The organism is Paenibacillus sp. MAH-35 (genome assembly GCF_058135425.1).
Map to the genome: position 1 here is coordinate 166,369 of NZ_JBYUPU010000007.1, position 25,391 is coordinate 191,759.

A 25,391-nucleotide genomic window follows, 5' to 3' on the forward strand; every position below is an offset into this window, starting at 1 on the left:
ACGCCGGTACCTGTCGACGATTGTCCCTGCTGACAGGCCATGGCAGCGTTTATTTTATCGTTTTGCTGCCATCGCCGTTTACTTCCTTCTCCACGATCGCCTTCAGCTTCAAGATCGTGTTCTTCATCGCAACGACTTCATCGAAGTCGAGCTGCGAGTAATAACGCTCGATGATCGTCCGCTCCAGATGATCCTGCTTGACGAAATAGTCCGTCCCGCGCTGCGCAAGACGAACAAGAATTTCCCTGCGATTGCTCCGGTTGATCTCACGGGTCACATAATTCGCTTTCTCCAGCTTGCTGACGATCTGGCTTACCGCACTGGACGAAACGTTCATCCGCTCGGCAAGTTCGCTAACCGTCATCTGGTTGTGCTTATGGACATGCTCGAGCAGAATGGTCTGCTTTGCCGTTATTTCACTTTCCAGCAGCTCTTCATGGGCTTGAAACAGCATTACATTCATCGAGTAGTCCGCTTCATTCATCTCTTTGACGATCCGGATCAAGTCTTCCCTCGTGGTCTCCATCGGAATAGGTTCGCATCCTTCATAGTTAAGTCACCTTAACTATTTTACCTCGATTTTCTGCCAATAGCAAGCGAGCTTTCAAAAGATCTTGGTCGTACCAAGAGGCTGTCGATTCATTGTGTAGAAGTGTTAGCAGGCCGTTCCAAGTGAAAAGTTACCTTCTTCTGCTCAGACAGGTTGTCCGGAATCCCTTGATTGAATAAGGATTGTAAGGTAGGGGATTCCAGACAAAACTCGCCAGAAGGTAATCTTTTCCCTTTCCACTTGGTTGTCCACATTGAATCGACAGCCTCACCAAGCTCATTATTTCGTTATCTTGCTATTCCATCCGCTAAAACGTACAAAAACCGCTTTTTAGAGTTATACTTTGGATGGAGGTGAACCCGCATGAAACAGCAGACCGGTCCGCAGCCGCTGACGGAGGAACAATGGCAGGCTGTCGTCAGCAACGATGCGTCCTATGACGGCCGATTTTTTTACGCAGTAAAAACGACGGGCATCTTTTGCCGTCCTTCCTGCAAATCCAGACCGCCGAAGCAAGAACATATCGGACTTTTTCATACGCCAGAACAAGCTGTAGCCGCAGGTTACCGGCCGTGCAAACGATGCAAACCGACCGGACAGCGATGGCCTGACGAAGAGTGGATCGCACTGGTAACCGACTATATCGACGACCATTACGCCGAGCCGCTGACGCTGGATACGCTTGCGGCGATCTGCCACGGTACGCCCTATCATCTCCATCGTACGTTCAAAAAAGTAAAAGGGAAAACTCCTGTGGAGTATATTCAAGATATTCGTATCGAAAAAGCCAAAGCTGAGCTGATCCGAACATCGAAGCCGGTATCCGAGGTGGGCCATGGCGTGGGCTTGTCGAATACTCCGTATTTCATCACGTTGTTCAAAAAGAAAACCGGGCATACGCCGGCGAGCTACCGCCACGACCCGGCAACCCGGTCCTGAAGGAGGATTTTTATTTATGGAAAAAAGCTCTAATGCGGCACCGCTCTACTGGTCGCTGCTCGCTTATCAAGATTGGAACATGCATATCGGGGCGACAGAAAAAGGCTTATGTTATGTAGGCTCGCAAAACCGATCTTTCCAGGAACTGGTAAACTGGGCAGCCGCCCGTTTTCCGGGCAGCGCGCTCGTTCGTAACGACGGGATGATGCAGCGGTATGCGGACGAGCTGGTCGAATATTTGGAAGGCGCTCGTGAAAGCTTCACGGCCCCTGCCGACTTGCGAGGCACCCCTTTTCAGCTTGCTGTATGGAAAGCGCTCGGCGACATCCCTTACGGACAAACGAGAACGTACACCGATATCGCGGAGATGATCCGGAAGCCGTTGTCGGTGCGTGCCGTAGGAGCGGCGATCGGAGCCAACCCGAACCTGATTACGGTCCCCTGCCATCGCGTCATCGGGAAAAACGGGGCGCTGACCGGCTACCGGGGCGGGCTAGAGATGAAGACGAAGCTGCTTGAACTGGAGCGGAACGTCTCGTATCCTAAGGAAGCCTTGCAGCGATGAACCCTGAGTATACGCACAAAACGCCAAAATCGCTTCTTAACAAAGGGACAGGCTTCCTGGCCGGCTACAGCCATTCGTTGAATCCGTACACAGGGTGTGCGTTCGGATGTTCCTATTGTTACGTCCGGCAAATGCCGGTATCCACGTTCCGCGGCAAAGCTTGGGGGACCTGGGTCGATATCAAAAGCGATGCGGCCGACATTTTCCGGAAAGAGCTGCAAAAAGCGAAGTCCAAAGGTCCCGTCACCATCTTCATGTCCTCCAGCACCGATCCGTATCAGCCTATCGAATACAAGGAGAACGTTACCCGGTCGCTGCTTGAAGTTATGGTTGCCGATCCGCCGGATTTCTTATTCGTCCAGACCCGCAGTCCGCTCGTACGCAGAGATATCGATCTGCTGGTCCGGCTAGGGTCCAACGTGAGAATAAGCATAACGGTGGAAACTGATCGGGAAGAAATCCGCAAACATTTCTCTCCGTATGCCCCGCCGATCGCGGCGAGATTAAAAACGCTGGAGATATTGGCTGATGCCGGAATTCCGACCCAGGCTACGATAGCCCCGATTCTGCCAAGCAGCAGCTCGTTTGCTCAAACGTTACGTCCGCTAGTAAACCGTGTATGTGTGGACGATTATTTTATGGGGGACGGCAGCGGCGGCAAACGGACCAAAAGCCTCGGCATTGTTCAGAAGTACAAGGAGCTCGGGCTGGAGGAATGGTACCATCCGGACGCCTACCGGATCGTCATCGAGCGGTTGCAGCAAATCTTTGTCGAGGACGAACTGTTCGTCAGCCAACAAGGATTCGAGCCATAACCCGCGCTCCCCTTCCTTGACTTTCCTTGATATTGGAACATTCCGGGTAACGGATACGGCGGCGCCATCATTCGATTTAACTCCAGGTGAGACGCCGCTTTTTCGCGTGCTCGCCGCAACTACGAGTCGTTATGACGCATGGTGCCGGTTTGCTTCATCCGCCGAATCGTCTTTTTCATGTCCGGATGGACCCGGTTCGACTCCGTTATTTTCTGCAATGCTTTGTTGTAGGTAAACGCGTCAAGCGAATGGTTATGCAAATAATGCATCGTCGGCTCGGGCTGCTTCACATAACAGACGGAGATCGCCCAGGCAACCGCCATTTTCACATAATAACCCTCGTGCCGGATCGAGTCCAGCAAGCTCAGGACAGACTGAATATCCGGCTCATCGGTATAGTACATTAACAGCATGACTACGCCAAACCGCAGTTCGTATTCGCTCTTCGACCGTAAGTAAGGCTGGAGGAACGTCCACACGCTCTCCTTGTTCGCAGAGGTGAACTTAAGCCCCGTACAGAAACTGTCGCAAACCGACCAATTGTCGATTTTGGGGATGAAATCCGCCACCAGGGCCAGAAACTCCTCCAGCTCCGCCTGGGCATAGCCAATGACCATCCCTTGAAGCATCACTTCCTCGAAATAATCGCCGTCGGCCTGCTTCAGATAACTGCGCCAATCGCGGCGTGCGATTGTTTTGGCCATTTTGCGAAGCTCCGGCAAACGAACACCCATCACATGATCGATCGTGGGGATCAGCGAAGCGGAAAACGTCCGGTATTCCTCGTCTGCCAGCTCCAGCAATTGTTCTCTGATCGATATCTCCATCCTGATCACCTTCCCGTTCCCTAATTCCGCTCGTCCGTGCCTTGCGACTTCTCGGACTCCCTATTGGTCGGCCGGTATGACGGCACGGCGATATTCGCGCATCACGTCTTACGCTCGTACAGCCAGTATACCTTAATGATGGCTCACGGGAGACCTTTCCCGAATGGAACAGCAAGATAACGAAGATGTCTTTTGGCGATTTCCCCTGACAGGTCGTCTCGTCTGCTTCAACCCGATCGCCAACACGACAATGAGAGTTTCCCTTATTCGGTTTCTGTTGACGACTCTTCCGGTATCGATTAGAATACAACTATTCAATTAAACAATTGAATAGTTGAGGTGATGGAGCGATGACAATCGATCTAGCAATAAAGGATAAGCTGTATCAGGAATTTGCCCGTATCGGGAAATGTTTGTCGAGCCCGAAACGTCTGGAGATTCTGGACTTGTTGTCGCAAAGCCCCAAGTCGGTCGAAAGTCTGGCTAGAGATACCGGGATGAGTGTCGCCAACGTCTCCCAGCATTTGCAGACGCTTCATCAGGCTAGACTGGTGAACTACAAAAAGCAAGGTAATTTCGTTATCTACGAATTAGCCGGCGACGAGGTATCCGGGTTTATGGGCGGCTTGCACCGTCTGTCGGAGAAGCAGCTCGTCCAAGTGCAGCAGATCAGGAAGGAGTTTATGTCGAATCATGCCGGGATGGAAGCCGTATCTCTGGCAGAGCTTCACAGGCGGATGGAACGGGGCGAGGTTATGCTGATCGACGTGCGGCCCAAGTCGGAATACGAGGCAGCGCATATCCCCGGTGCCGTATCGATTCCGATCGAAGAATTGGCAGAGAGGCTCGCCGCTCTGCCGACGAACTCCGATATAGTCGCCTACTGCAGAGGTCCATACTGCCTGATGTCCGTTGAAGCCGTTGAATTGCTGCAGGCCAACGGATTCAAGGCGTTCCGGTTGGAGGAAAGCGTTCATGACTGGAAGCAATTCGTCAGGCCCGCAGAATAATAGCCATCCGATCGCAGTACCAAGTTAAAATCGGCACTTCCCTACAATCCAGACTGGCAAGCCAGGAAAGGCGGGCATTCATCATGCAACCTGCGAACAAAATGTTCAATCAACAACCGGCTTACATCCAGTCGTATATCGCCTCTCCCGAGAGACGGCGTCAGTTGTATCGCCGTACCCTGATCATCGTGGTTCTCTCCCAAATATTCGGAGGGGCCGGACTCGCCGCAGGCGTAACGGTCGGCGCGCTTCTCGCTCAAGACATGCTGGGCACGGATGGCTTTGCCGGCATTCCATCCGCACTGTTCACCCTGGGCTCCGCCGGAGCGGCGCTCATCGTAGGCCGGATTTCGCAGCGGATGGGACGGCGAATCGGCCTTGCCGCGGGTTTTATGACCGGGGGAATCGGCGCGATCGGGGTCGTCCTGTCTGCGGTAACCCACAATATTGTGTTTCTGCTGGTCTCTTTGTTCATTTATGGAGCCGGTACGGCAACCAACCTGCAAGCGCGATATGCAGGAACCGATCTGGCGACGGCCAAGCAGCGGGCTACGGCGGTCAGCATCGCTCTCGTCTCGACTACGCTGGGAGCGGTCGCAGGACCGAATCTCGTTGACACGATGGGCCGTTTTGCAACCGGCATCGGGGTTCCGGCACTTGCAGGGCCGTTCATATTGGCGGCAGCCGCTTTCCTTACAGCGGGGTTGATCCTTCTGTTTTTTCTTCGGCCTGATCCGCTGCTCGTGGCAAAAGCAATCGCCGAAGCGCCCTCAACAAGCGAAACGGCGCGTACCGACGACAACTCCGGCCTTGCGGCTGTAAACAAAAGCGGTATCGTAGCCGGAGCTTCGATCATGGTGTTCACCCAGATCGTAATGGTCGCCATTATGACGATGACGCCTGTGCATATGGGTCACCATGGACACGGCTTGAGACAATTCGGACTTGTGATCGGCTTCCATGTTGCCGCCATGTACCTGCCGTCCCTGCTCACCGGCTATCTCGTCGATAAGATCGGCCGTACCTGGATGGCTGTCGCGGCCGGAGTCACATTGCTCGCGGCCGGCGTTATGGCGGCTGTCGTGCCGGCCCATTCGTTGCCGCTCCTTACGATCGCATTAATTCTGCTTGGATTGGGCTGGAACTTTGGCTTGATTAGCGGTACAGCGCTGATCGTCGACGCTACGACGATTTCGAACCGCGCCAAAACGCAAGGCTCGGTGGACGTGCTGATTGCTTTGGCGGGAGCTTCGGGCGGAGCGTTGTCCGGTATGGTGGTCGCGCAATCCAGTTATGCGGCGCTTTCGCTGGCCGGAGGTTTTCTGTCCTTGCTGCTAATCCCTGTTGTGATCTGGTCCCATCGTAAAGGAAATTAAGAAAAGGCCGCCCCCCATCACTTGTGATGACTGGAGGGACGGCCTTTTACGGTTGAAAAGCGAAACGCAGTGCCCGGCTGATCATGGCCGCCAATATCGATACGTGCCCCTCGTTCTCGAATTCCGTGAACGACACTTTTATCGTTTTGCATACGGTCAATCGTCATCTTTCTTATTCGAACGAGATCACCCACAAGTAGAGGGAAGCCACGGAGCCGTAAGGCGAATAGCCTGTGCGGTACTGTTCGAACTGATCCTTCGTCAAGGCGTCCAGCCCGTACAGCTTCATCATCCCCCGCCGTATCGCGATGTCTCCCCAACTGACAATATCCGGACGCTCGTAAGCATGGAGAAGCAGCATTTCGGCCGTCCATCTGCCCACACCTTTTAATGCCATTAACTTTCGTATCACATCCTCGTCCGGAAGCTCGTTCAGTTCATTCAAATCGAGCTTTCCTTGAACGATGGCTTCCGCGATCTGATGAATGCAGACCGCTTTTTTCATCGTTAAGCCGCAGCGCTGAATATCGTCCGCCGTTACGGATGACAGACGTTGCGGCGTCAGGTCCCCGAGCTTGGTCTGCATGTTCTCCCAGATCGTATGTACGGCTTTGGCCGATATCAGCTGTCCGACTATCGCGTATACGAGCGCGGTGAACGGGTCGGGCATCACAACGCGCTCTATCTTCCCGATCCGCGATATGGCCGCTCCAAGCACAGGATCGGCTTTACTTAAGTAGTCGGTCTGTTCCTTCCCGAAGTCAAAAAACTTGGTTTGTATCGGCTGCATGAGAGTTCCTCCGGTGTACACAATGGTATAGAAGCGGCTCCCTCTTCGCTTGAAGCTGCTCCTCCTACTATATCTCAATGGTGTGATCTCTTACGAGCTCTGCAAGTGTAACAGCAATCTTGCAAAGCAAGAAATATTAAAATACAGAAATACGAGTCTTTCGTATCCTCTATTTTTGGCCTTTTACCAGGACAGAAGAGATTAAAAGCGGTTTGCAGCCCTTATTTCAGCCGACTGACGGGACTGCACCCGATTCGCGGATTTTATGAGTCTCAAACCGCTCCTATTCCGTGCCCAAGCGGGTTTTCGGTCAAAATAAAGGGTACAAACCACCCTTACTCGGCCTCTACCTGCCGCCTATTAATGAACATACAAACACAATAACCCCCCGCTTCACCTGTAAAGCGAAGACGAGGGGCGCTAAGCGACTTATCGGGACTTATACATCCGGTAAGCCGCATGGTTGGTCGGACCGAAATAGGAGTTAAGCGGGAACGAATGCCGGATGGCCGCGGTAATAAACGCTTTGGCCGTGTCGATTGCTTCCCGGACCGGTTTGCCTTTGGCAAGCTCGGCGGCAATCGCGGCCGAATAGGTGCAGCCTGCCCCGTGCGTGTAGGTGGTGCCGATTTTGTCCGATTCCAGCGTCTCGAATGTCTGCCCGTCGTAGAGCAAGTCCAAGGCGCGAGGGTGATCGAGCTTGCCGCCGCCTTTGATCAGCACATACCGGGCTCCGAGCTCGTGAATGCGGGCTGCGGCTTCCTTCATATCGTCGACCGTCCGGATCGGAGGTCTGCCGCTGAGCTGGGACGCTTCGAACAAGTTCGGCGTCACGATAAGCGCCGCAGGAACGAGTACGTCGCGAAGGCTGTCGTTCGTCTCCGGATGCAGCGCTTCGTCCGCGCCTTTGCATACCATGACCGGATCGACGACGACGTTCGTTATCCCGTATTTCGCCAGCTTATGCGCCACCAGCTCGATAATCTCGATCGAACCGAGCATACCGGTCTTCAGAGCGTCGACCCCGATTCCGGATATAACCGTTTCGAGTTGCGCCTCTAGCGCATGAACCGGTAAGGGGAACACGTTGTGGAACCAGCCGTTATGAGGATCTTGAGCAACAACCGTCGTCAGGGCGGTCATCCCGTAGACGCCGTGCTCCTGGAACGTTTTCAGATCGGCCTGGATACCGGCTCCGCCGCTAGTATCCGAGCCGGCAATCGTTAAAGCTTTGTAAATGGCGGTCATCGATGAACTCTCCTGTCCGATAGAGCGAAATCCCGCTTATTCCGGTAATCCCGCTCTGATCACTCCTTTATATTTTCTCATATCCTACACCCGTTCGTCTGGAAAATCAAGATGGTGTTTGGCCCTGCTAACCGCTCTGGTTCGATATCAATCCGATCTGTTACAATAATAAAGCACGAATACAGTAGGCATTCTCGTCCTAGCTCTTCCTGTCGGGCGGAATGCTCGGGATCTTGGGAGCATCGCTCCTATGGACAATATCCAGCCGGTTATCCGGTAAAAACTGAGAATCCGTCACTCTTTTGCTTCATTTTACTTACCGAAGTTGAGAAACTATATAAAAATTAGTAAAGTAGAAGCTGTAAGCAAAGGAGGAGAAATCAAATGACCGAATCAGCAAATAGGATGGAAATTGGAATCAGCACATTTCTCGAGGCGACTCCCGACCCGTCAACCGGTGTAGTGATCAGTCACGCCGAGCGGCTGCGCAATGCGGTGGAGGAAATCGTCGTAGCCGATCAGGCCGGGCTCGATGTGTACGGGATCGGCGAGCATCACCGGGCCGATTACGCGGGCAGCTCCCCGGCCGTCGTACTGGCTGCGGCTGCGGCGATGACGAAGCGGATCAGGCTGACAAGCGCCGTCACGGTATTATCTTCGGACGATCCGGTACGCGTGTATCAATCGTTCTCTACGCTGGACGGCATCTCGAACGGCCGGGCCGAAATTATGGCGGGACGGGGCTCGTTCATCGAATCTTTCCCGCTATTCGGCTACGACCTGAGCGATTATGACGAACTGTTCGAAGAAAAGCTGGAGCTGCTGCTCGCGATTCGGGCTTCGGAGAAAGTATCGTGGCGCGGCGGCCATAGGCCGGCTATCGACAACCTGGGCGTATACCCCCGGGCGGTTCAAACCCCGCTGCCCGTATGGATCGCCAGCGGCGGTACTCCGCAATCCGCGATACGCGCCGGCATGCTCGGACTGCCGATCGCATTTGCCATTATCGGCGGAATGCCCGAGAGCTTCGCGCCGCTAGTCCAGTTATACAAGCGAGCGGCTGCCAAAGCGGGACATGATCCGGACAAACTGCCGATCGCCACCCACTCTCACGGTTTCGTCGCCGATACGACCGATCATGCCGCCGAGCTGTTTTTCCCGCCTACGCAAGCCCAGATGAACGTGATCGGACGCGAACGGGGCTGGGGACAGCCGTACAGCCGGGCTTCGTACGATGCCGCGCGCAGCCTCCGAGGCGCACTCTATGTCGGCGATCCGGAATATGTGGCGGAGAAAATCGTGCTGCTGCACAAAAATCTGGGAGTGACCCGCTTTTTCCTTCATGTGAATGTCGGGACGATGCCGCACCGTGAAGTGTTGCGCGCGATCGAACTGCTCGGAACGAAGGTGGCGCCGATTGTCCGCAAGGAGCTGGCTCGGGACGGCTCCGGCAATTGACCCTGGATACAACGAAAAAGCTGTCGGCATCTTGCACTTTGCCGGCAGCTTTTTATGTTTACCCTTTGACCGCGCCTGCGACCATTCCTTTCATAATCTGCTCCTGGAAGATCAAATAAATGACGATCGTAGGGATGACGGCGATCGTCATCGCGGCCATCGTCAAGCTGTAGTCCGTGCCGAACCCGTCGGAGAAAATCGACAGGCTGAGCGGAAGCGTCTTCAGTGCCTGCTTGTTAATGAACACGAGCGCAAAGGCGAAGTCGTTCCAGAATCGCAAAAAAGCGAGAATCGCGACCGTCGCCATCGCCGGTATGGACAGCGGGAAGATGACGCGGAAAAAGATCCCCCAATACCCGTTGCCGTCGATCATGGCGGCTTCCTCCACTTCCTTGGGCACCGAGGTCAAATAAGCGGCGACCACAAAAATCGCGACAGGCAGCTCGAATGCCGTATACGGAAGAATTAACGCCCAATGCGTATCGAGGATCATCATTTTCTTCATCATGATGAACAGCGGCACGAGCGTGCTGTGGATCGGAATGAGCATCCCGAGGACGAACAGCGCCATGATGGGTCCTTTGAGCTTAAACTGCAGCCTCGACAGTATATACGCGGCGAGTGTCCCGAGGAATAGCGTAAGCGCCATCGAAGCGAACGTGACGATAACCGAGTTCGTAAGCGCCGTTCCGATCCCCGCTATTTTCCACGCTCTGGTGAAATTCTCAAACTGCCAGACCGAAGGCAGGGCGAACGGCTTGCCGTAGAAGTCCTGATTCGATTTGAACGAACTGATGAACAGCCAAATTAACGGGTAAAGCGTCAGGAGCGCATAGATCGTCAGCAGCAGCTTGCCGATCCAGGACTTGCCCAGTTGAACCGTCTTTCCCAGAAGCCCCCCGCCACTGCGGGCGATCGCTTTGTTTGCCGTTGTCTCCATAGCGGTTTGCCTCCTTCCTCTATGCGGTTTAGTCGTTGCCTTTACGCTTCATTAGCAGCTGGCTGCCCGCAACCAGAATCATGCTGATGATCATAATCATCGTGGACACCGCCGAGCCGTATCCGTAACGGAATATGTTAAACGTGTTGTTGTACATGTAAGTAGCCAGCAGCTCGGTCGCTTGCGCCGGTCCGCCGCCCGTCATGACATAGATCAGATCAAACGCTTTCATGCTTCCGGAGATGCACAGCACGATCGCGACCTTAATCGTATTCCAGATCATCGGCACGACGATCAGATACAGACGGCGGAAGCCGACGGCTCCGTCGATTTTGGCCGCGTCCTCGACCTCCGAAGAGATATTCTGAATCGCAGCGATAAACAATATGAGATAAGGCCCGATGTTCGCCCAGATGATCGGAACGCTGACCGAATACATATTGATCTTCGGGTCGCCGAGCCAATCGCGAATCCAGGAGCTTAGGCCGACATTTTCAAGGATATAGTTCAAGATACCGATTTGCGGATTGTAGATGTAACCCCAGATAATCCCGATAACGACCGATGCGAGAACCATCGGCATAAATACCGCCGAGCGGATAAACCGGTGAAAAAAAGAGCTTTTCCACAACACAAGCGCAAGCACGAGCGCGATCGGCACCTGGCCGAATATCGACGCCGCTACGATAATCAGATTATTTTTGAACGCTCTCCAGAAGATGGGGTCTTGCACGACCTCGGCATAATTGGCGAAGCCGATATATTTCATCGCGCCGATGCCCTTCCAGTCGAAAAACCCGTAAAAGGCCGACCAGAATATCGGAACGATAACAAATAACAAATAAATCGATAAGGCGGGAAGCAGGCCCAACGTAATAAATGTCCGTACTCGGCTTGCAGCAGCCATCGCTAACCTCCCCTTTCGCTTTGTTGCGTACGCGGTTGCGTCGTCTTCCAACGGAAGCCGGACCGGGTTTCCCGATGAAAGACCGGTCCGTACCGTTTGGTTCTATTTCTGCCGTTCTATTTCTGCCGAACTGTTGCTTATTTGCCTAACGAACGGGCTTGCGCGTCTTGCAGCTTCTTCGCGATCTCTTCCGGCTTGCCGCCCATAAGCAGCTCCTGCAGCCCGTTGTTGATCGCTTCCGCACCTTGCGAGCTCAAGTAAGCGTCATATACCGGAGTGAACTTCACCGTTTTCGACAAGTTGTACGCTTTGTAGAACAGCGAAGTGACCTTCGACTGATCGACATCCACTTTATAATTGACGATCGTATTGCTTTCCGCTACCGCCTTCATTCCTTCCGGACCGCTGACCGTATAGATCAGTTCAAGAGCCGCGTCCAGCTTTTTGCCCGTCAGCTTTTTGTTAACCGCCAGACCTCCGCCTGCGCCGCCGGAGAGCGTATTCGGATCACCTTTGCCGCCCGGAACGGACGGAAGCACCGCGACTTCGACCTGATCCAGCTGTTCCTTCGTTCCCGTCGCCGCCATGTTCGTGAGCGCCCATGCGCCGTCGATCATCATAGCCGCTTTGCCGGAGATGAAATATTGCTCCATCTGCGTGTTGTCCAGGCTGTTGAAGCCTTGCTGGAAGGCGCCCGCATCGGACAGCCCCTTGAGCAGCGTCAGCGCCTGAACAAATTCCGGATCGGTGAATTTCGCGCCTTCCTGCTTCGCCGCCTTCAGGAACCAGTCGCTGCCGGTTACCCGGTCGGCCAAGGAGCTCAGAATGCTCGATTGGGCCAGCCATGCGGCTTTGTTGCCGAGCGAGATCGGCGTAATTCCTTTATCCTTGAACGCCTTGATGGCCGTATGCAGCTCGTCCCAAGTTTTCGGAACCGTGACGCCATGTTTGTCGAACAACGACTTGTTGTAGAAAAACAACGAGGTAACAGACGCATTGATCGGAACGGCGTATACTTGATCGTTAAACGACAGCGGGTCGAACGCACCTGGCGTGAAGTTGCCTTTCCAGTCCGGGTATTTAGTAAGCAGCGGCGTAATCGGCTGAATCAGTCCGCCGTCATGGAATTCCTTAATGCCCGAGCCCGAGTGGGCGAAGAATACGTCCGGCATCTCGTCGGCCGCCGCGACCGTCTTGAGCCGCTGACGGTATCCGTCCGGCGGGATCGCCTGGGCGTCCAGCTCGACTTCCGGGTGAGCCGCTTTAAACTTGTCGATTTGAGCCCGGACCGCTTTGGCGCGAAGGTCGTCGCCGGAGAAGTTATGCCAGATGGAGAGTTTCACTTTTTCGGTAGCGGGCGTATCGGTTTTCGCACCGTCGGAGGCACCGTTTTCTGCAGGCTGGCCGCATGCTGCAATCGTCGCTATTGCCATTACGGATGCTAAACTTGCCGCAATTTTCTTTTTCATGTTTGGGCTCCCCTATTCTATTAAAAGTATACCCTAAGTATAAAAGGCGCTTGCGGTTTCCAGTAGGGGAGAACCTTCAGCCGATAGGTAGACAAATTCCGGTTCTTCCCGGTATTCCCCCGCTAGGCGCAAAAAAACCGCCATAAGGCGGCAGGTCGAACGATTACATCGAAATACCCAAGCGATAATTACGAACCCGGGTTAAAGGAAAATCAGTCCTCGTCCTCTTCCCCGTAGTGCATTGCCGTGTAGATCAAAATGGCGGCTGCCTTCGCGACTTCGGCGAGCTCCACCCATTCGTCCGCCGTATGCGCCTCGGATATGTTGCCAGGCCCGAATACGATGGCCGGCACCGAAACGCGCGTCAGCTTGCTGGCGTCGCTGCAATAAGGAGCGCCGATCGCCTCGCGTCCGGCCGAGTACGTATTAGCCGCCGCGAGCAGCGTGTGCGTCAATGGATGGTCCGGCGATACTTCCATCGCATAGTCGGTTAAAAAAGGTCGATGCACCTCGACCTTCACGCCGGCCGGCATGGGCAGCAGCAGGATACGCTCGCGCAGCTCCGACCATACGTCCTCCCACTCCTGTCCGGGAATCGTACGAATATCGATTGAAATCGTGCAGCGGTCCGCAACCGTATTCGGGGCGACTCCGCCTTCGATCATACTGATGCATAGCGACGGAGGCCCGGTCAGTGCATGGGACCGGCTCGGAAATGATTCGCGTGCGTGCTGCCGGAGCCAAGCAATCACCTCCGCCATGCTCTCGATGGCGTTCGCTCCTTGCTCCGGCGTCGAACTGTGCGCGGCGACGCCGGTTACTTCGACGCGAAAGCGCAGCACGCCTTTGTGCGCAATAATCGGATGCAGCCGGGTAGGCTCTCCGACGATAGCGGCATCGTAGCGAAGCTCTCCGCTCCGGACCCGTTCGGCCAGCGCCGATACGCCTTTATACGTCGTTTCCTCGTCGACGACCGCAGCCAGATGAACATGGGCGGCCGGAATCAGCTTATGCCGCACCATCGTCTCCAGCGCTACGAGCATGGCAGCCAGCGACGCTTTCGTATCGCAGGCGCCGCGGCCGTACAGCTTGCCCTCCCGTACGTCTACGGCGAACGGATCGATCGTCATCCCGGACGTCTGAACCGTGTCCATATGCGCTTCCCACAATAAATGACGACCGCCCCGGCCTTGGAGCGTGCCGATCACATTGTCCCTGCCGGATTCCACGGTCTGCACATCGACGCTAAGAGCCAGACGTTCGAAAAACTGCCGGACGTAAACGGCGACCTGCCCTTCTCCGGTTCCTCCGGGAAATCCCGGATTCACGCTTGGAATACGCACCAGGTCTGACAAAACTTCGGTTATGCGGTCTACATCGATAAGATCCTTATAAAGTGTCACTGGAAAATCCCCCTAATAGAGGTTGTTCAAAAAGTCCACTTTTGATCACGAAGCCGATCCGAAAGCCTGCTCGACATCGAATATTGAATTTAGCCGGAACTTCCGGTGCTCACAAAAGCTCCGCTCCTCATTTCCTAGCTTCATCCAATGAAAACCGGACTTTTTGAATTCGCACTAATAATTGCAGCCGCGCGCGTCGATTACGATGCTTCGCTCTACATGCCCTTGGCGGACACCGGCAATCGAATCACATAAATTCGGGATGACGCACGAATGATTCGGGATAATCTCGATTCGGTCGCCGACCGACAGCGTCACTTTCGCCGGATCGAACTGAAGAAAGCCGTGCTCTTCGTTCAGCCCGATTATCCGGATTTCCGGCTGGCCGACTACGATGCCGAAGCCTTCCCGATGATGCGCCTTGTCGCTCGTCAGCGTCTTGGTGCCTGCATCGATCGTCGCCCTTCCCGGTAGAGGCGTGCTGACGACGGTTGCGACGACCCGCAGCGCGCAATCTTCTTCACTTGCAAATCCCATGGCAACACCGGATACGTCAAACAATAAATAATTACCGGCTCTAACCTCGGTGGCGCTGCTCAGCTCCTCGCATAACAAGGCTGCGGGCGACGAGCCTGTGCTGACGATATCGACGGCGATTCCGGCTTCGGCAAGCGCTTGGGCTGTCTGCCGCATCGTATCGGATTCCAGACTTACGGCGGCGCGGAACGAAGCTTCATCCGTATTTCCGTAAACGGTGCCGAAGTAACCCATAATGCCGCGAATCCGGATTCCCGGCAGCGAGACGATCTCGCGTGCGAATGCAACCGTATCTTCGCCAGGCTGCCGTCCCCCGCGGTTCAGTCCCCCGTCGATCTCGATCAGCGTGTCCACCGGTTTCCCGGACGCGACGCCTACACGGGACAAGCCTTCCGCGCCGTATACGCTGTCTACCGTCGCGATAACCGCCGCCTTTTTGTGAAGCCGTTCGAAGCGGGCCAGCTTGTCGTCCCCGATGATCGGATAAGCGATCAAGATGTTGTCGATGCCCGCTTCCGCGAACGTCTCCGCTTCGGAAAGCTTCGCCGTCGTGATCCCGATCGCTCCGGCCTCCAGCTGCTTGCGGGCGAAATATACCGATTTCGTCGATTTGATATGGGGGCGATGGCTGATGCCGTACTGCTTCAGCTTGGCAGCCATTCGTCCGATGTTGCGCTCTGCAATGTCCAAATCTACGATTACTGCCGGAGTTGTCAGTTCGTTGTACATGATTGTCTCTCTCCCTTGTGTCGAATCGGTTGCCGTCGCGGACCTATGTCCGGTACTTCTCGTACATGCTATGCCAGGATGCTTCAGGTACAGGCAAGGCTGCATTCAGCTTCCCGGCGACTGTCTGAACTCGGACGGCGTTTTGCCGTAATACTTTTTGAACTGCTGGCTAAAATATTTAATATCTTCGTAGCCGACGGCGCCGGCCACTTCGCCGATCTTCATCTGCGTACTGCTCAGCACGTCCGCCGCCTTGCGCATCCGCTCCATCGTGACGAACTCGATATAGCTCTGGCCCGTCTCCTTCTTGAATACTTCGCTGAAATGGTTTGGCGTCAGATGAACGAATCGGGCGACATCCTGCAGCGTCAGATGCTGATCTAGACGATCGCGGATATACGCGATTGCGCGCTGCATGTACGTATACCGGGAATCGCTGATCGTATCGTGGAAAGCGGACATCAGCGACGACAGGATGCGGAACAGCTCCGCCTCCGGCCTCGGATCGGTATCGAACGGATACGCAGTCGCCGGAGGAGCGGACGCACGCCCGTCTCCCTTCGCCCGCTCCAGCCAGCGGTGGCCGGCGAACACGACCGACTGCAAGTACGCTTGCAGCGAGTTCGGCGTGACTGCACCGTCATCCATCTGTTCGCGCACGATACGGTTGACCCATTGGCGCAGCTGGGCGGGATTGTTGCTGACGAGAATACCGGAGAGCTCCTTCTCTTCTTCCTGCGAGCATACCGTTCTGCCGCCGCTGCGGGAGGCGATGTCGCTCAGTACATAAACGCCCGACTCGCCAAGCAGCCGCCGGTACGAATAGATGCTCTCGGCTTCTCGGAACGAATGGTGCAGCTCCTGAGGACGTGCGATGATACATCCCGCGGCGACGAAAACCGTACACTTCAGCGTTTGCCCGACTCTCCGGACCGCCCGTTCCAGTTCGCCGGTTCCCTCATTCGCGGAATCCACCCGCACGACGAGCGTGATCCGTTCTCCTTTCACGAGTGATAGGGACGGCAGCAGTTCGCTGAGCATATTATCCGCCGCACTGTTCAGCAGATCGGCGAGATGGCCTTCGCCCCAGCCTGCCGCCTGGACCAGAATCACTCTCATCGGGCACGTTCCGTCCGCCGGCAATGCTAACTTGCTCCTCTCACCCAGCCAGCTCAGCACTTGAGCCGGATCGGTATCGTTTCCCGTCCTGCCCTCGAACACCCGCTCCAGCAGCTGATGCCGGAACGCGGCGGTTCGCGCCTGCTCGTTGCGCCACAGCTCCCATTTGTCCATAATCGTTTGCCGGGCTTTTAACGCTGCTTTGATGATCTCCTCCGGGCCGCTTGTTTTCAGCAAATAATCGGCGACCCCTTGGCGGAGCGCCTGCTGCGCATAGGCAAAATCGTCGTATCCGGTCAAAATGACGATTTCCGTGTCCGGAAGCAGCTTTTTGATCTCTTGCGCCAGCGTGATCCCGTCCATCCCCGGCATCCGGATATCGGTCAGTACGATATGCGGCTTCTCTTGCGGAATCCGCTCCAGCGCTTCCTCGGCCGATTCCGCCGGTTCAAGCAGCGTAAGACCCAGCTCTTTCCAATCGATAACTGTGCACAGCCCGGTGCGGATAATCACTTCATCGTCAACGATCAAAATTCTCATAAAAGTTCCTCCCGAATAGGGATCGTAAACGAGAAACGGGTGCCTATGCCGCTCTCGCTCTCGATCGTCAGCCCGGTATCGGCTCCGTAATGAAGCTGCAGCCGCTGGTGTACGTTGCGCAGACCGAACCCGGAACGCCCGGGCTCCAGACTGCTTGTGCCGGAAGCGGCGTTCAGGTTGCGGCGCACTTCCCGCAGCTTCTCCTCCCCGATGCCGACTCCGGTATCTTCGACGACAAAGGTCATCGTGTCCCCGTGCCGCTCGCCGTATACGTACAGATGTCCTTTTTCTTTCTTCTTCTGAAGCCCGTGCATGATGCAATTCTCGATCAGCGGCTGCAGCAGCAGCTTCAGCATCGGCTTGCCGTTCAAGTCGGGATCGATATAAAACTCGGTATCGAATTTGTCCTGAAACCGGATGGACATGATCGTTACGTAATTTTGCGCATGAGAAACTTCCTGTTGTACGCTGCAAAACTCTTCGCCCTTATTCAGACTGAAGCGCAAAAAATCGCTGAGGGCGCCGACCATGCCGGCGATCCGTTGATCTTTGTTCATCAGCGCCATCCAATGGATCGAAGACAGCGTGTTATACAAGAAATGCGGATTGATTTGAGCCTGCAGCGCCAAAATGTCCGCTTCCTTCTTCTTCGCTTCGTTTTGCTGCACCTGATCCTTCAACCGCTCGATCCGGTCGCCCAGCTTGTTGTAGCTATGGAGCAGGAGACCGACCTCGTCGGAGCTTTTGACCTCGAATGCCGGAAGAGGCTCGTCCGGATTGATGTCCTTCATCTTGACGGCAAGCCCGGCCAGCGGCCGCGTCACCCAGCGGATAAACCAGAGCACGAGAGCGATCGACAACAGCAGCGCGATTCCGATCGCCACCGCCGTCACCGTGAGCACGAACCGGTTCTGCGACGTATACACGCCGGTAGGAATGACCCCGACCAGCTTCCAGTCCGGCTGCGTCAGCTTGTGATACAACACCGTATTTTCCTGCTTGTTTTCGGCCGTATAGGTGAAAACGCCTTCATTTCCGATAAGCGGCCCCGCATGAGGCAGCCGTTCATACAAGGAGCGGTTCAGCCAATCGGCCGAATCGCCGGACAATATTCGATCGTTCTCGTCGACGATCATCACGAAGCCGGTTTTCTCCCAGCCGGAGCCCTTAATGATTTTTCGCATCTCCGCTTCGTCCAGGCTGATCGACAAGACGCCGAGCATCTGGAATTTGCTAAGGCTGCGGATCGGGCGGACCAACGAGACGACCCGTTTCAGACCGTCGGCCGAAGTTTGATTTTCATACAGCGAGGTCCATCCTTTCGTCCTGCCCGCCATCAGCTCCTGCCTTTCCTTCAGCTGCTTCGTCAGTCCCGAGTGAACGATCGTCGTATTGGAAAGTACCGGGAAGTCGCTGGTCGGCGTTATCGTTACATTGGATATATAAGGTTTGGAAAATACGAGATTGGTCAAAAATCCGATGTTATTCGCAAACAGAGTAATATCGGCGCGTTCGTTGTCCAAATATTGCTGGATGTCTTTCTCGCCGATGATAAACACGGACATGCTCTCCACATCGCGCACCATAAAGTCAAGCCGGTCACCCATCTGGCGCAGCATGTTCATGCCCGACTGCTTCTCCTTCTCCTCCGTCAGCGACGACGCGATCCGGTAAGAAACGACGCCTGTGGCGATAAGCGGCAGCACGACGGCGATCAGCAGCAGCAACGACAACTTGCGCTGCAGGGAATTGGCCAGCCAACGTTTCATTTTCGACCCTCCTCGCTGCTACTATATCATACTTTTTTTGATGCTAACAAACTTTTTGTTTGATTTTCTTCTCGGCGGTATGATACCATTTTCCCGCAAGCATCGTAAAATTAGTACAAACCGGCTGCGGCGGCTTTCCGCAGAGATGGAGGTTCTGAGGCGAATGGAAACGGTACGGCACGAGCTCGCTTTTTTGACCGACCTGCTTAAAGGCATCGCGGCCCAATTCGGCGATTCGTGCGAGGTTGTACTGCACGATCTGACCCGATCTTACGACAGCACGATCATCGCGATCGAGAACGGGCACATTACCGGACGCAAGGTCGGCGATCCGGGCACGAATCTGGGCCTCGAGCTGCTGCGCGGCAATCAGGTGAACGGAAATAAGTTCAACTACGTGACCCAGACGAAGGACGGCCGCATTCTTCGCTCGACGTCGATCTATATGAAAAACGACGAAGGCAAAATCATCGGTTCGTTATGCATCAATTTTGACATTACGTCTCTGATGATGGCCGAGAAGATGCTCCACTCGATGACGATGACCAATCTTCAGCCCGACGTGAAGGAGTCGTTCGTCACCAATGTCGGCGAACTGCTTGAGGCGCTTATTCAAGAGGCGCAGGACCATGTCGGCAAGCCGGTCGCTTTAATGACGAAGGAAGACAAAGTGAAAATGATATCGCTGCTCGACCGCAAAGGCGCTTTTCTGATCAAAAAAGGCGGCGAGAAAGTGTGCGGGTATTTGAACATCTCCAAATACACCCTGTACAGCTATATGGAAGAAGGCAAAAACGCGGACGGACCGCCCGAAGAAGCGTAATCGCTCGACTTGGTATCGTCACCGCATGTGGGAGGGGCAGCTAATGCTGGATTATATCATTCGCAACGGCCGGATCGTCGACGGCACGGGAAACCCGTGGTTTACCGGGGATGTAGGCATCAAGGACGGCATCATCGCAGCCGTCGGCAAGCTCGATCAGGAGGCCGCCCGCACGGTAGAGGCGCACGGACGCGTGATCGCGCCCGGATTTATCGACGGACACTGCCACTCCGATCTGATGATTTTCGATTATCCGCAAAGCGAAATCAAGCTTCGCCAGGGCGTCACGACCGAGGTTGTCGGCAACTGCGGTCTCGCCCCCGCTCCTTATGTGAAGCACCGTGCGGAAATGCTCAAGAGTTACGTGCAGCCCGTGCTCGGCAAAACCGATTGGGAATGGCCGTGGGAAACAGTGGGGCAATATATGGACCACTTGGCGGCCAGCCGCCCTTCCGAGCATCTGGCCACTTATGTCGCTCACGGCTCGCTGCGCATCTCGGTTATGGGCTTCGACAACCGGCCGGCAACCCGCGACGAGCTGGAGCAGATGAAGCAAATCTTGGACGAAGGCATGCGGGCGGGCGCGATCGGCTTGTCGATCGGCTTGCTGTATGCGCCGGGCAGCTATACGACGCGCGAAGAACTCGCCGAGTTATGCTCCGTCCTGCCGAAGCACGACGGATTGCTCGCCACTCATATCCGCGGCGAAGGAAACAATCTGATCAAGTCGGTGAAGGAAGTGATCTGGATTGCCGAGCGGGCCGGGGTCCCGCTTCATATCAGCCATCTGAAGGCGGCCGGCAAGGCGAACTGGGGCAAAGTGCTGGAAGCGGTCGAGCTGATCGAGGACGCGCGGGCCCGCGGCATGGACGTCACCTGCGACGTATATCCGTACAATGCCGGCTCCACGACGCTGACGACGGTGCTGCCGCCGTGGGTGCTCGAACGCGGCATCGAAGGTACACTGGAAGCGTTTCGTGACCCGGCGCTGCGCAAGCGGATCAAGGATGAGCTCGGTCAGGAGCAAACGGATTGGGACAACCTCGTCTGCTCGACCGGCTGGCAGAGCGTGATCATCTCCGCCATGCACACCGAGACGAACCGTCATCTGGAGGGGTTATCGGTTGCGGAGATCGCCGAGCGGCGCAGCCAGCATCCGGCCGACTGCATGATGGATCTGCTTCTGGAGGAGGACGGCCGCATCTCGATTGTTTACTTCCATATGTCCGAGGACGACGTCACTCAAGTGATCGGTTACGAGAAAGCGCTGATCGCTTCCGACAGCCTTACCTGCGAGACGGGCAAGCCGCATCCGCGCCTGTATGGCACGTTCCCCCGCGTATTTGCCAAATATGTACGGGAAAAGCGTGTCCTGTCCCTTGAGCAAGCGGTGCGCAAGCTGACTTCGTTCCCGGTGCAGCGGTTCAAGCTCGGCAAGCGCGGATTGATCGTTCCCGGCTATATCGCCGATCTGGTCGTATTCGACCCGGAGACGATCCGGGATACCGCGACGTTCGAAGAACCCCGTCAATATCCGGAGGGCATCTCCGAAGTTTGGGTCGGCGGCCGGGCAACCTTAAGCGGCTACAACCATACTTCTTCGCGTGAAGGCGTACTGATTCGTGCCGCCACATGCTGCCACCATCATTAAGCTTTTATCGGAAACCATAACACACATCCTGGAGGTTATCTCACTATGGCAATCATCGAACAACGACTGGAACAGCTCGGCATCGTGCTCCCATCCCCGCCCCAGCCGCGGTTTACCTATATTCCGGCGAACCGGACCGGCAATCTGCTTTATTTGTCCGGTCAAGATGCGCGCGACGCTAACGGCGTGCTGATCTATGAAGGCAAAGTCGGCAGCGATCTGACGATCGAGCAGGGCCAGGAATGCGCCCGGCAAGTGATCGTCAACTGTCTGGCCGTGCTCCAAGGGTATCTCGGTGATCTGGACCGCGTCGTCAAAGTCGTCAAAATGCTCGGCTTCGTCAACAGCGCCCCCGGCTTCGGCGACCAGCCGTACGTCATGAACGGCGCATCGGACTTGCTGGTGGAAGTATTCGGAGAAAACGGCCGCCATGCACGCTCCGCCATCGGCACCAGCGATCTGCCGTTCCATACGCCGGTCGAGATCGAGCTAATCGTCGAGATCCGGGACTGATGTCCCGATCATGCTTCTCCATATAACGCCAAAGCCGGCCTCATGGCCGGCTTTTCCTATTCCTATGCAACATCTCAAGCAGCCCGCAGCCCTCCGTACGCTGAGAACCGGCACCATAAGCTGCCCGGTGACTTAGCTCCGTTCAAGCCATACCGTACGTCTGCTCATAAAATTTCCCTCTCACCCGCAGGACGAGACTGGCCGGGCCGTTCGTTTCGTTCGGCAGATTGGCGGTCAGATTCGCCGCCGGGCCTGTGCCGCTGCGCAGCTCGATCTTCAACGCGGTCGAATAGCTGCTCATCCGGTACGGAACCGCCTGCGCGGAGAAAGTGCCCGCTCTCGCCCATAAATTCGGATCGGCCGCTCTTGAATCGGCAACCGTAACTTCAACCTCCTGATAATCGGCCGCATTGTCGATAATAACGCTCGTGTACAAGTTGTATTTGGCCGTAAAAGACTTCTCTCCCAAATAAATACCCTTCGCAAAATCGTCGATAGACCCGGGAACTGGAGTCGGCGTCCACTGCATGTAGTTCCAACCCGCTTCGGCTATGGCATAACGGAACAAAGCTTCGGCGGCCTTTGATTTGGCCGTCGCCTGGATAGCGTTAGGCTTCGTCACCCGGTGCTCGATCACGCCCCCGTTGTTGCGCAGCTCGATCTGGAATTCGTAAGGCATAAGGAGAACGTGTCCCAGTCTCCGGAACGGAGGTTCAATATGCGCGCCCTGGCAAAACTCGATCTCCTGATAAATCGGGTTGGTCCGGTTATAAGGAAATTCGCAGGCGATCAGCCGGGGCTGGATCGTATGCTTCGAGGCGCGGATCGGTCCGCTCTCCGCCCGGCAGTTCACGAAGGTGGGCCGGATGACGCGATCCAGAACAATCGAGGCGCTCTCCCGCGTCTGAATCGAGCAGTTGACGAAGCGCGGATTGTTGATCCGGTAAGGCGATCCGCTGCCGATGAAGCCGTCGATTTTGATCGGCGTGCTGTCCGGTTCGATCCGGCTTTGCCAGCCTGAGGCGAAGCCGTTGGAATGGTGGTCCGTACCGGAGAAGAAACAGTCGGAGACGAATAAATGAGACAGACCGAACTGCCCCTCCGTCAAGGCATCGCCGGTCGGAGGCGTATACCCCGTCTCGTCGGGCGGATTCCCCTCGTCTCCTCCGAGCACCGCCATCCCGATCTTGCCTTGGAACAAGCAATCCTTGATCGTCGCATATTCGATCGAGCCGTATTCGCCCGTCGCAGCCAGCCGGCCCGAAGCGTCCAGAAACAACCCGGCCTTTTGCCAGTACCCGACCACCGATACCCGGTTCAGCTTGACATGCTCGGCATTGTCGATCCACAAGCCGACGTCGTACATCGCATGCTCGTCCGTCAACTGCGTAGTGATGCCGCCCAGGTCGTCCCGGATGCGGAAATGGGACAAAATTTTCAGATCAGACAGCTGCGTGCCGTCCGCATCGCTCTCGAACCGGACCGCGCAAGTAAAGCTCTGGAAGTCGCCACGATTGCTTGAAAACGCTTGCGAACCGTTGCCAAAAAAAGCCAGAACGGTGCCGTTCTCCATATCGAGCACGCTGTCCGGCAGTACATTGCGCCGCTGTCCGAACGTAAACCAGGACGAGCTGCCCGATCCGCGAACGAACGTATTTCGCGGAATCGTAATCGTATCCGTCAGGCGGAATACGCCGGGAGGAAAAAACAGCGTCTTTCCTCTTGCCGCCGCCAGCGCAGCGCGGATTGCGGACGTATCGTCCGCGGCTCCGTCCCCTTTGGCCCCGAACCATTTGACGTGGATGTTCCCGTCATACCGCCTTTTGAAACGGGCTCCCATAGCCGATACAATTACGGTCCCCGCATTGTCCGCTGTTGTGTTGTCGGCGGCATCGTACAGGAACGGCCCTTCCTGGCCCGGATCGGTTACGAAATACACCCGGCCTTCCACCGGATTCGTTACGTTTCTCAGCTCTTCGATCCGGACGCCGCGGACGCAATCTGCCAGTAGCGGAAATTCGGGGTCTCCGCCATACACCGATCCGTGTACGCCCGATCCTGCCCTTTTCGCGGCCGCGCCCGATTGACCGGCCAGTACGCCCATCGCGGTGAGCGCCGCCCCGGCCGCTCCCATAGCCGCGAGCAGCTTGCGGCGGCTCACCGGTTTGCCTTCCCAGCCTTCCTGCTTAATTTCCGCATTTGTATACGGTTTCAATAAATTCTTCGTGCCGCCTTCGTTATTCATTGCACCCATTGATTATTCCTCCCGTCACCCGTGTTTGGCTATATCCGCATGTCCACTATCGGCTAAAGACGGAAAGCATCCGTACAGATCCTTCCCGCCCCGCATAAGTGCCCTTCCGAACCATACTTTAGTCGATTGAGCCGCACTTGTATATGAACGATTCGCATAGACGTTTTCCGATATTTACATTCGGTATTTGCCGATTATGACCTGGATGAACGGCTTCTTACATTCCTTCCTGATCCATCCGGAAATCGGGCTCGGTCGGCACCACGACCCTAACCAGCGGCTAGAAATCCATAAAGCCTCGGCTGCGAAGCGCCTCCACCGATTCGGTCAACGAGTCGCCCGTCTTCACTTCGATGACGACCGTCCAATCGTGCTCCCGGGCCAGGCTCAGCCGATCTCCAAGCGGCACGATTCCCTTGTATAAGGGCTGGTGGTCCGATTTGCCGTTATAATCATGCAGATGCATATGCCGGACTCGGCTCCTGTAGCGGTCGAACACTTCTTTTTCCGCGAAACCGGCTTTGGCGTCATGCCCCACATCCCAGGTCAGACGGAAGTTCGGCGAAGCGCTTAACAATTCGAGCGCCCGCCCTACGAACGGCAGCTGGAAATTGCCCGTATTCTCAATACATAAGTCGACCCCGTAACTTTTGGCCAGCCGGTACAGCTCCGCATACGATTTGAGCAGCAGCTCCAGATACGTCTCCTCATACTGCTCGTTGATCCAAACTTTGGTGTTCGGCAAAGTAAAATAGATCCCGTTGTTCAGATGCATCGTAAGCGTCCGGATGCCCGACCGGTTCGCCCACTCCATCGTCTGCTCGCATCTCTCCAGATGCCCTGATCGGATGGAGGGGTGGTACGAGGTTACATCCAGCTCTTCCGGGAGATGGACCGAGAAGCGGATTCCGTATCGTTCGGTATAGGATCGAATATCCGAAGGGGACAAGCTCTCCGGCAGGCAGATCGGAAGATTCATGTTCAGTTCAATGAAGTGCAAACCGAGTCTGCGGCAAAGCTGCACATTGTCTTCGATGGACGCATATTCGACAAGCGTCGGCATTCCAAATCTCATTTAGAAAACCCCCGTGAACCGTAAGTTGACGTTTCCTATTTATACCATACCATCAAATTGTTCTGCGTATCATCATTTTTTGTG

The 25,391-nt window shown here is 55.5% G+C and carries 22 protein-coding genes; 9 read left to right on the forward strand and 13 right to left on the reverse strand.

Features of this window, described 5'->3' with window-relative positions; genetic code table 11:
- Window positions 1-49: 49 nt before the first annotated feature.
- Window positions 50-526 (reverse strand): MarR family winged helix-turn-helix transcriptional regulator, encoded by a 477-nt coding sequence (locus AC3Y2E_RS10160; protein WP_190928275.1) that lies wholly within the window; start codon window positions 524-526, stop codon window positions 50-52.
- Window positions 527-913: 387 nt separating this feature from the next.
- On the opposite strand from AC3Y2E_RS10160, the gene AC3Y2E_RS10165 reads away from it, so the two are divergent.
- From AC3Y2E_RS10165 to AC3Y2E_RS10175, 3 genes are read left to right on the forward strand one after another with little or no spacing between them, the layout of a single operon-like run.
- On the forward strand, window positions 914-1,489 hold the full coding sequence (locus AC3Y2E_RS10165; RefSeq protein WP_379209736.1) for a bifunctional transcriptional activator/DNA repair enzyme AdaA: 576 nt from the start codon (window positions 914-916) through the stop codon (window positions 1,487-1,489).
- A 16-nt stretch (window positions 1,490-1,505) separates the two neighbouring features.
- Window positions 1,506-2,054: a methylated-DNA--[protein]-cysteine S-methyltransferase gene (locus AC3Y2E_RS10170; RefSeq protein WP_379209738.1), complete on the forward strand. Its 549-nt coding sequence runs from the start codon at window positions 1,506-1,508 to the stop codon at window positions 2,052-2,054.
- On the forward strand, window positions 2,051-2,869 hold the full coding sequence (locus AC3Y2E_RS10175; RefSeq protein ID WP_379209740.1) for an SPL family radical SAM protein: 819 nt from the start codon (window positions 2,051-2,053) through the stop codon (window positions 2,867-2,869). The genes AC3Y2E_RS10170 and AC3Y2E_RS10175 overlap by 4 nt, the downstream gene beginning before the upstream one ends.
- A gap of 119 nt (window positions 2,870-2,988) precedes the next feature.
- On the opposite strand, the gene AC3Y2E_RS10180 is transcribed toward AC3Y2E_RS10175, so the two are convergent.
- Window positions 2,989-3,696, reverse strand: coding sequence for a DNA alkylation repair protein (locus tag AC3Y2E_RS10180; protein WP_379209742.1), 708 nt, complete (start codon window positions 3,694-3,696; stop codon window positions 2,989-2,991).
- Between the two features lie 350 nt (window positions 3,697-4,046).
- Between AC3Y2E_RS10180 and AC3Y2E_RS10185 the strand changes: the two genes are divergently transcribed.
- Both AC3Y2E_RS10185 and AC3Y2E_RS10190 read left to right on the forward strand, forming a co-directional pair.
- Window positions 4,047-4,706: an ArsR/SmtB family transcription factor gene (locus tag AC3Y2E_RS10185; RefSeq protein ID WP_379209744.1), complete on the forward strand. Its 660-nt coding sequence runs from the start codon at window positions 4,047-4,049 to the stop codon at window positions 4,704-4,706.
- An 83-nt stretch (window positions 4,707-4,789) separates the two neighbouring features.
- Window positions 4,790-6,082 (forward strand): MFS transporter, encoded by a 1,293-nt coding sequence (locus AC3Y2E_RS10190; RefSeq protein WP_379209746.1) that lies wholly within the window; start codon window positions 4,790-4,792, stop codon window positions 6,080-6,082.
- Window positions 6,083-6,254: 172 nt separating this feature from the next.
- Here AC3Y2E_RS10190 and AC3Y2E_RS10195 read toward each other — a convergent pair whose 3' ends face one another.
- Entirely contained in the window at window positions 6,255-6,872 is a 618-nt protein-coding gene (locus AC3Y2E_RS10195; RefSeq protein WP_379209749.1) for a DNA-3-methyladenine glycosylase family protein, read from the reverse strand.
- A gap of 429 nt (window positions 6,873-7,301) precedes the next feature.
- Window positions 7,302-8,120, reverse strand: coding sequence for a pyridoxine/pyridoxal/pyridoxamine kinase (gene pdxK, locus AC3Y2E_RS10200; RefSeq protein ID WP_379209751.1), 819 nt, complete (start codon window positions 8,118-8,120; stop codon window positions 7,302-7,304).
- A gap of 384 nt (window positions 8,121-8,504) precedes the next feature.
- On the opposite strand from pdxK, the gene AC3Y2E_RS10205 reads away from it, so the two are divergent.
- Window positions 8,505-9,578 (forward strand): LLM class flavin-dependent oxidoreductase, encoded by a 1,074-nt coding sequence (locus AC3Y2E_RS10205; protein ID WP_379209753.1) that lies wholly within the window; start codon window positions 8,505-8,507, stop codon window positions 9,576-9,578.
- A 58-nt stretch (window positions 9,579-9,636) separates the two neighbouring features.
- Here AC3Y2E_RS10205 and AC3Y2E_RS10210 read toward each other — a convergent pair whose 3' ends face one another.
- The 7 genes from AC3Y2E_RS10210 to AC3Y2E_RS10240 all read right to left on the reverse strand — a co-directional run bounded on the left by AC3Y2E_RS10210 (window position 9,637) and on the right by AC3Y2E_RS10240 (window position 18,991).
- Window positions 9,637-10,518 carry a carbohydrate ABC transporter permease gene (locus AC3Y2E_RS10210; RefSeq protein ID WP_379209755.1) on the reverse strand — a complete coding sequence of 294 codons (882 nt, stop codon included), beginning with the start codon at window positions 10,516-10,518 and terminating at the stop codon, window positions 9,637-9,639.
- A gap of 28 nt (window positions 10,519-10,546) precedes the next feature.
- Window positions 10,547-11,425 (reverse strand): carbohydrate ABC transporter permease, encoded by an 879-nt coding sequence (locus tag AC3Y2E_RS10215; protein WP_190928295.1) that lies wholly within the window; start codon window positions 11,423-11,425, stop codon window positions 10,547-10,549.
- Between the two features lie 137 nt (window positions 11,426-11,562).
- Window positions 11,563-12,894 carry an extracellular solute-binding protein gene (locus AC3Y2E_RS10220; protein WP_379209758.1) on the reverse strand — a complete coding sequence of 444 codons (1,332 nt, stop codon included), beginning with the start codon at window positions 12,892-12,894 and terminating at the stop codon, window positions 11,563-11,565.
- 212 nt (window positions 12,895-13,106) lie between these two features.
- Window positions 13,107-14,297, reverse strand: a complete 1,191-nt coding sequence (locus tag AC3Y2E_RS10225) for a M20 family metallopeptidase (RefSeq protein ID WP_379209760.1) — start codon at window positions 14,295-14,297, stop codon at window positions 13,107-13,109.
- Window positions 14,298-14,471: 174 nt separating this feature from the next.
- Window positions 14,472-15,563 (reverse strand): alanine racemase, encoded by a 1,092-nt coding sequence (locus AC3Y2E_RS10230; RefSeq protein WP_379209762.1) that lies wholly within the window; start codon window positions 15,561-15,563, stop codon window positions 14,472-14,474.
- Window positions 15,564-15,668: 105 nt separating this feature from the next.
- Window positions 15,669-17,222 carry a response regulator transcription factor gene (locus AC3Y2E_RS10235; RefSeq protein ID WP_379209764.1) on the reverse strand — a complete coding sequence of 518 codons (1,554 nt, stop codon included), beginning with the start codon at window positions 17,220-17,222 and terminating at the stop codon, window positions 15,669-15,671.
- Window positions 17,219-18,991, reverse strand: coding sequence for a cache domain-containing sensor histidine kinase (locus tag AC3Y2E_RS10240; RefSeq protein WP_379209766.1), 1,773 nt, complete (start codon window positions 18,989-18,991; stop codon window positions 17,219-17,221). Before AC3Y2E_RS10240 ends, AC3Y2E_RS10235 begins: the two co-directional genes overlap by 4 nt.
- 163 nt (window positions 18,992-19,154) lie before the next feature.
- Here AC3Y2E_RS10240 and AC3Y2E_RS10245 point away from each other — a divergent pair, with 163 nt between their 5' ends.
- The 3 genes from AC3Y2E_RS10245 to AC3Y2E_RS10255 are packed head-to-tail and all read left to right on the forward strand — an operon-like array spanning window position 19,155 to window position 21,978.
- Window positions 19,155-19,814 carry a helix-turn-helix transcriptional regulator gene (locus AC3Y2E_RS10245; protein WP_379209768.1) on the forward strand — a complete coding sequence of 220 codons (660 nt, stop codon included), beginning with the start codon at window positions 19,155-19,157 and terminating at the stop codon, window positions 19,812-19,814.
- Window positions 19,815-19,857: 43 nt separating this feature from the next.
- Window positions 19,858-21,465, forward strand: a complete 1,608-nt coding sequence (locus tag AC3Y2E_RS10250) for an N-acyl-D-amino-acid deacylase family protein (protein WP_379209770.1) — start codon at window positions 19,858-19,860, stop codon at window positions 21,463-21,465.
- Between the two features lie 45 nt (window positions 21,466-21,510).
- On the forward strand, window positions 21,511-21,978 hold the full coding sequence (locus AC3Y2E_RS10255; protein ID WP_379209772.1) for a RidA family protein: 468 nt from the start codon (window positions 21,511-21,513) through the stop codon (window positions 21,976-21,978).
- Between the two features lie 142 nt (window positions 21,979-22,120).
- On the opposite strand, the gene AC3Y2E_RS10260 is transcribed toward AC3Y2E_RS10255, so the two are convergent.
- Together AC3Y2E_RS10260 and AC3Y2E_RS10265 are read right to left on the reverse strand one after the other, a co-directional pair.
- Window positions 22,121-24,232 (reverse strand): putative phage tail protein, encoded by a 2,112-nt coding sequence (locus AC3Y2E_RS10260; RefSeq protein ID WP_379209774.1) that lies wholly within the window; start codon window positions 24,230-24,232, stop codon window positions 22,121-22,123.
- A 280-nt stretch (window positions 24,233-24,512) separates the two neighbouring features.
- Window positions 24,513-25,307 carry a sugar phosphate isomerase/epimerase family protein gene (locus AC3Y2E_RS10265; RefSeq protein WP_379209776.1) on the reverse strand — a complete coding sequence of 265 codons (795 nt, stop codon included), beginning with the start codon at window positions 25,305-25,307 and terminating at the stop codon, window positions 24,513-24,515.
- Window positions 25,308-25,391: the final 84 nt, after the last annotated feature.

Excerpts from the sequence above, each read along its gene's own strand:
- AC3Y2E_RS10210 (WP_379209755.1), bottom strand. The coding sequence starts at position 10,518 with ATGGAGACAACGGCAAACAAAGCGATCGCCCGCAGTGGCGGGGGGCTT.
- AC3Y2E_RS10260 (WP_379209774.1), bottom strand. The coding sequence starts at position 24,232 with ATGGGTGCAATGAATAACGAAGGCGGCACGAAGAATTTATTGAAACCG.
- AC3Y2E_RS10180 (WP_379209742.1), bottom strand. The coding sequence starts at position 3,696 with ATGGAGATATCGATCAGAGAACAATTGCTGGAGCTGGCAGACGAGGAA.
- AC3Y2E_RS10230 (WP_379209762.1), bottom strand. The coding sequence starts at position 15,563 with ATGTACAACGAACTGACAACTCCGGCAGTAATCGTAGATTTGGACATT.
- AC3Y2E_RS10160 (WP_190928275.1), bottom strand. The coding sequence starts at position 526 with ATGGAGACCACGAGGGAAGACTTGATCCGGATCGTCAAAGAGATGAAT.
- AC3Y2E_RS10205 (WP_379209753.1), top strand. The coding sequence starts at position 8,505 with ATGACCGAATCAGCAAATAGGATGGAAATTGGAATCAGCACATTTCTC.
- AC3Y2E_RS10250 (WP_379209770.1), top strand. The coding sequence starts at position 19,858 with ATGCTGGATTATATCATTCGCAACGGCCGGATCGTCGACGGCACGGGA.
- AC3Y2E_RS10190 (WP_379209746.1), top strand. The coding sequence starts at position 4,790 with ATGCAACCTGCGAACAAAATGTTCAATCAACAACCGGCTTACATCCAG.
- AC3Y2E_RS10235 (WP_379209764.1), bottom strand. The coding sequence starts at position 17,222 with ATGAGAATTTTGATCGTTGACGATGAAGTGATTATCCGCACCGGGCTG.
- pdxK (WP_379209751.1), bottom strand. The coding sequence starts at position 8,120 with ATGACCGCCATTTACAAAGCTTTAACGATTGCCGGCTCGGATACTAGC.
- AC3Y2E_RS10215 (WP_190928295.1), bottom strand. The coding sequence starts at position 11,425 with ATGGCTGCTGCAAGCCGAGTACGGACATTTATTACGTTGGGCCTGCTT.
- AC3Y2E_RS10170 (WP_379209738.1), top strand. The coding sequence starts at position 1,506 with ATGGAAAAAAGCTCTAATGCGGCACCGCTCTACTGGTCGCTGCTCGCT.
- AC3Y2E_RS10255 (WP_379209772.1), top strand. The coding sequence starts at position 21,511 with ATGGCAATCATCGAACAACGACTGGAACAGCTCGGCATCGTGCTCCCA.
- AC3Y2E_RS10220 (WP_379209758.1), bottom strand. The coding sequence starts at position 12,894 with ATGAAAAAGAAAATTGCGGCAAGTTTAGCATCCGTAATGGCAATAGCG.
- AC3Y2E_RS10240 (WP_379209766.1), bottom strand. The coding sequence starts at position 18,991 with ATGAAACGTTGGCTGGCCAATTCCCTGCAGCGCAAGTTGTCGTTGCTG.
- AC3Y2E_RS10175 (WP_379209740.1), top strand. The coding sequence starts at position 2,051 with ATGAACCCTGAGTATACGCACAAAACGCCAAAATCGCTTCTTAACAAA.
- AC3Y2E_RS10185 (WP_379209744.1), top strand. The coding sequence starts at position 4,047 with ATGACAATCGATCTAGCAATAAAGGATAAGCTGTATCAGGAATTTGCC.
- AC3Y2E_RS10265 (WP_379209776.1), bottom strand. The coding sequence starts at position 25,307 with ATGAGATTTGGAATGCCGACGCTTGTCGAATATGCGTCCATCGAAGAC.
- AC3Y2E_RS10245 (WP_379209768.1), top strand. The coding sequence starts at position 19,155 with ATGGAAACGGTACGGCACGAGCTCGCTTTTTTGACCGACCTGCTTAAA.
- AC3Y2E_RS10165 (WP_379209736.1), top strand. The coding sequence starts at position 914 with ATGAAACAGCAGACCGGTCCGCAGCCGCTGACGGAGGAACAATGGCAG.
- AC3Y2E_RS10195 (WP_379209749.1), bottom strand. The coding sequence starts at position 6,872 with ATGCAGCCGATACAAACCAAGTTTTTTGACTTCGGGAAGGAACAGACC.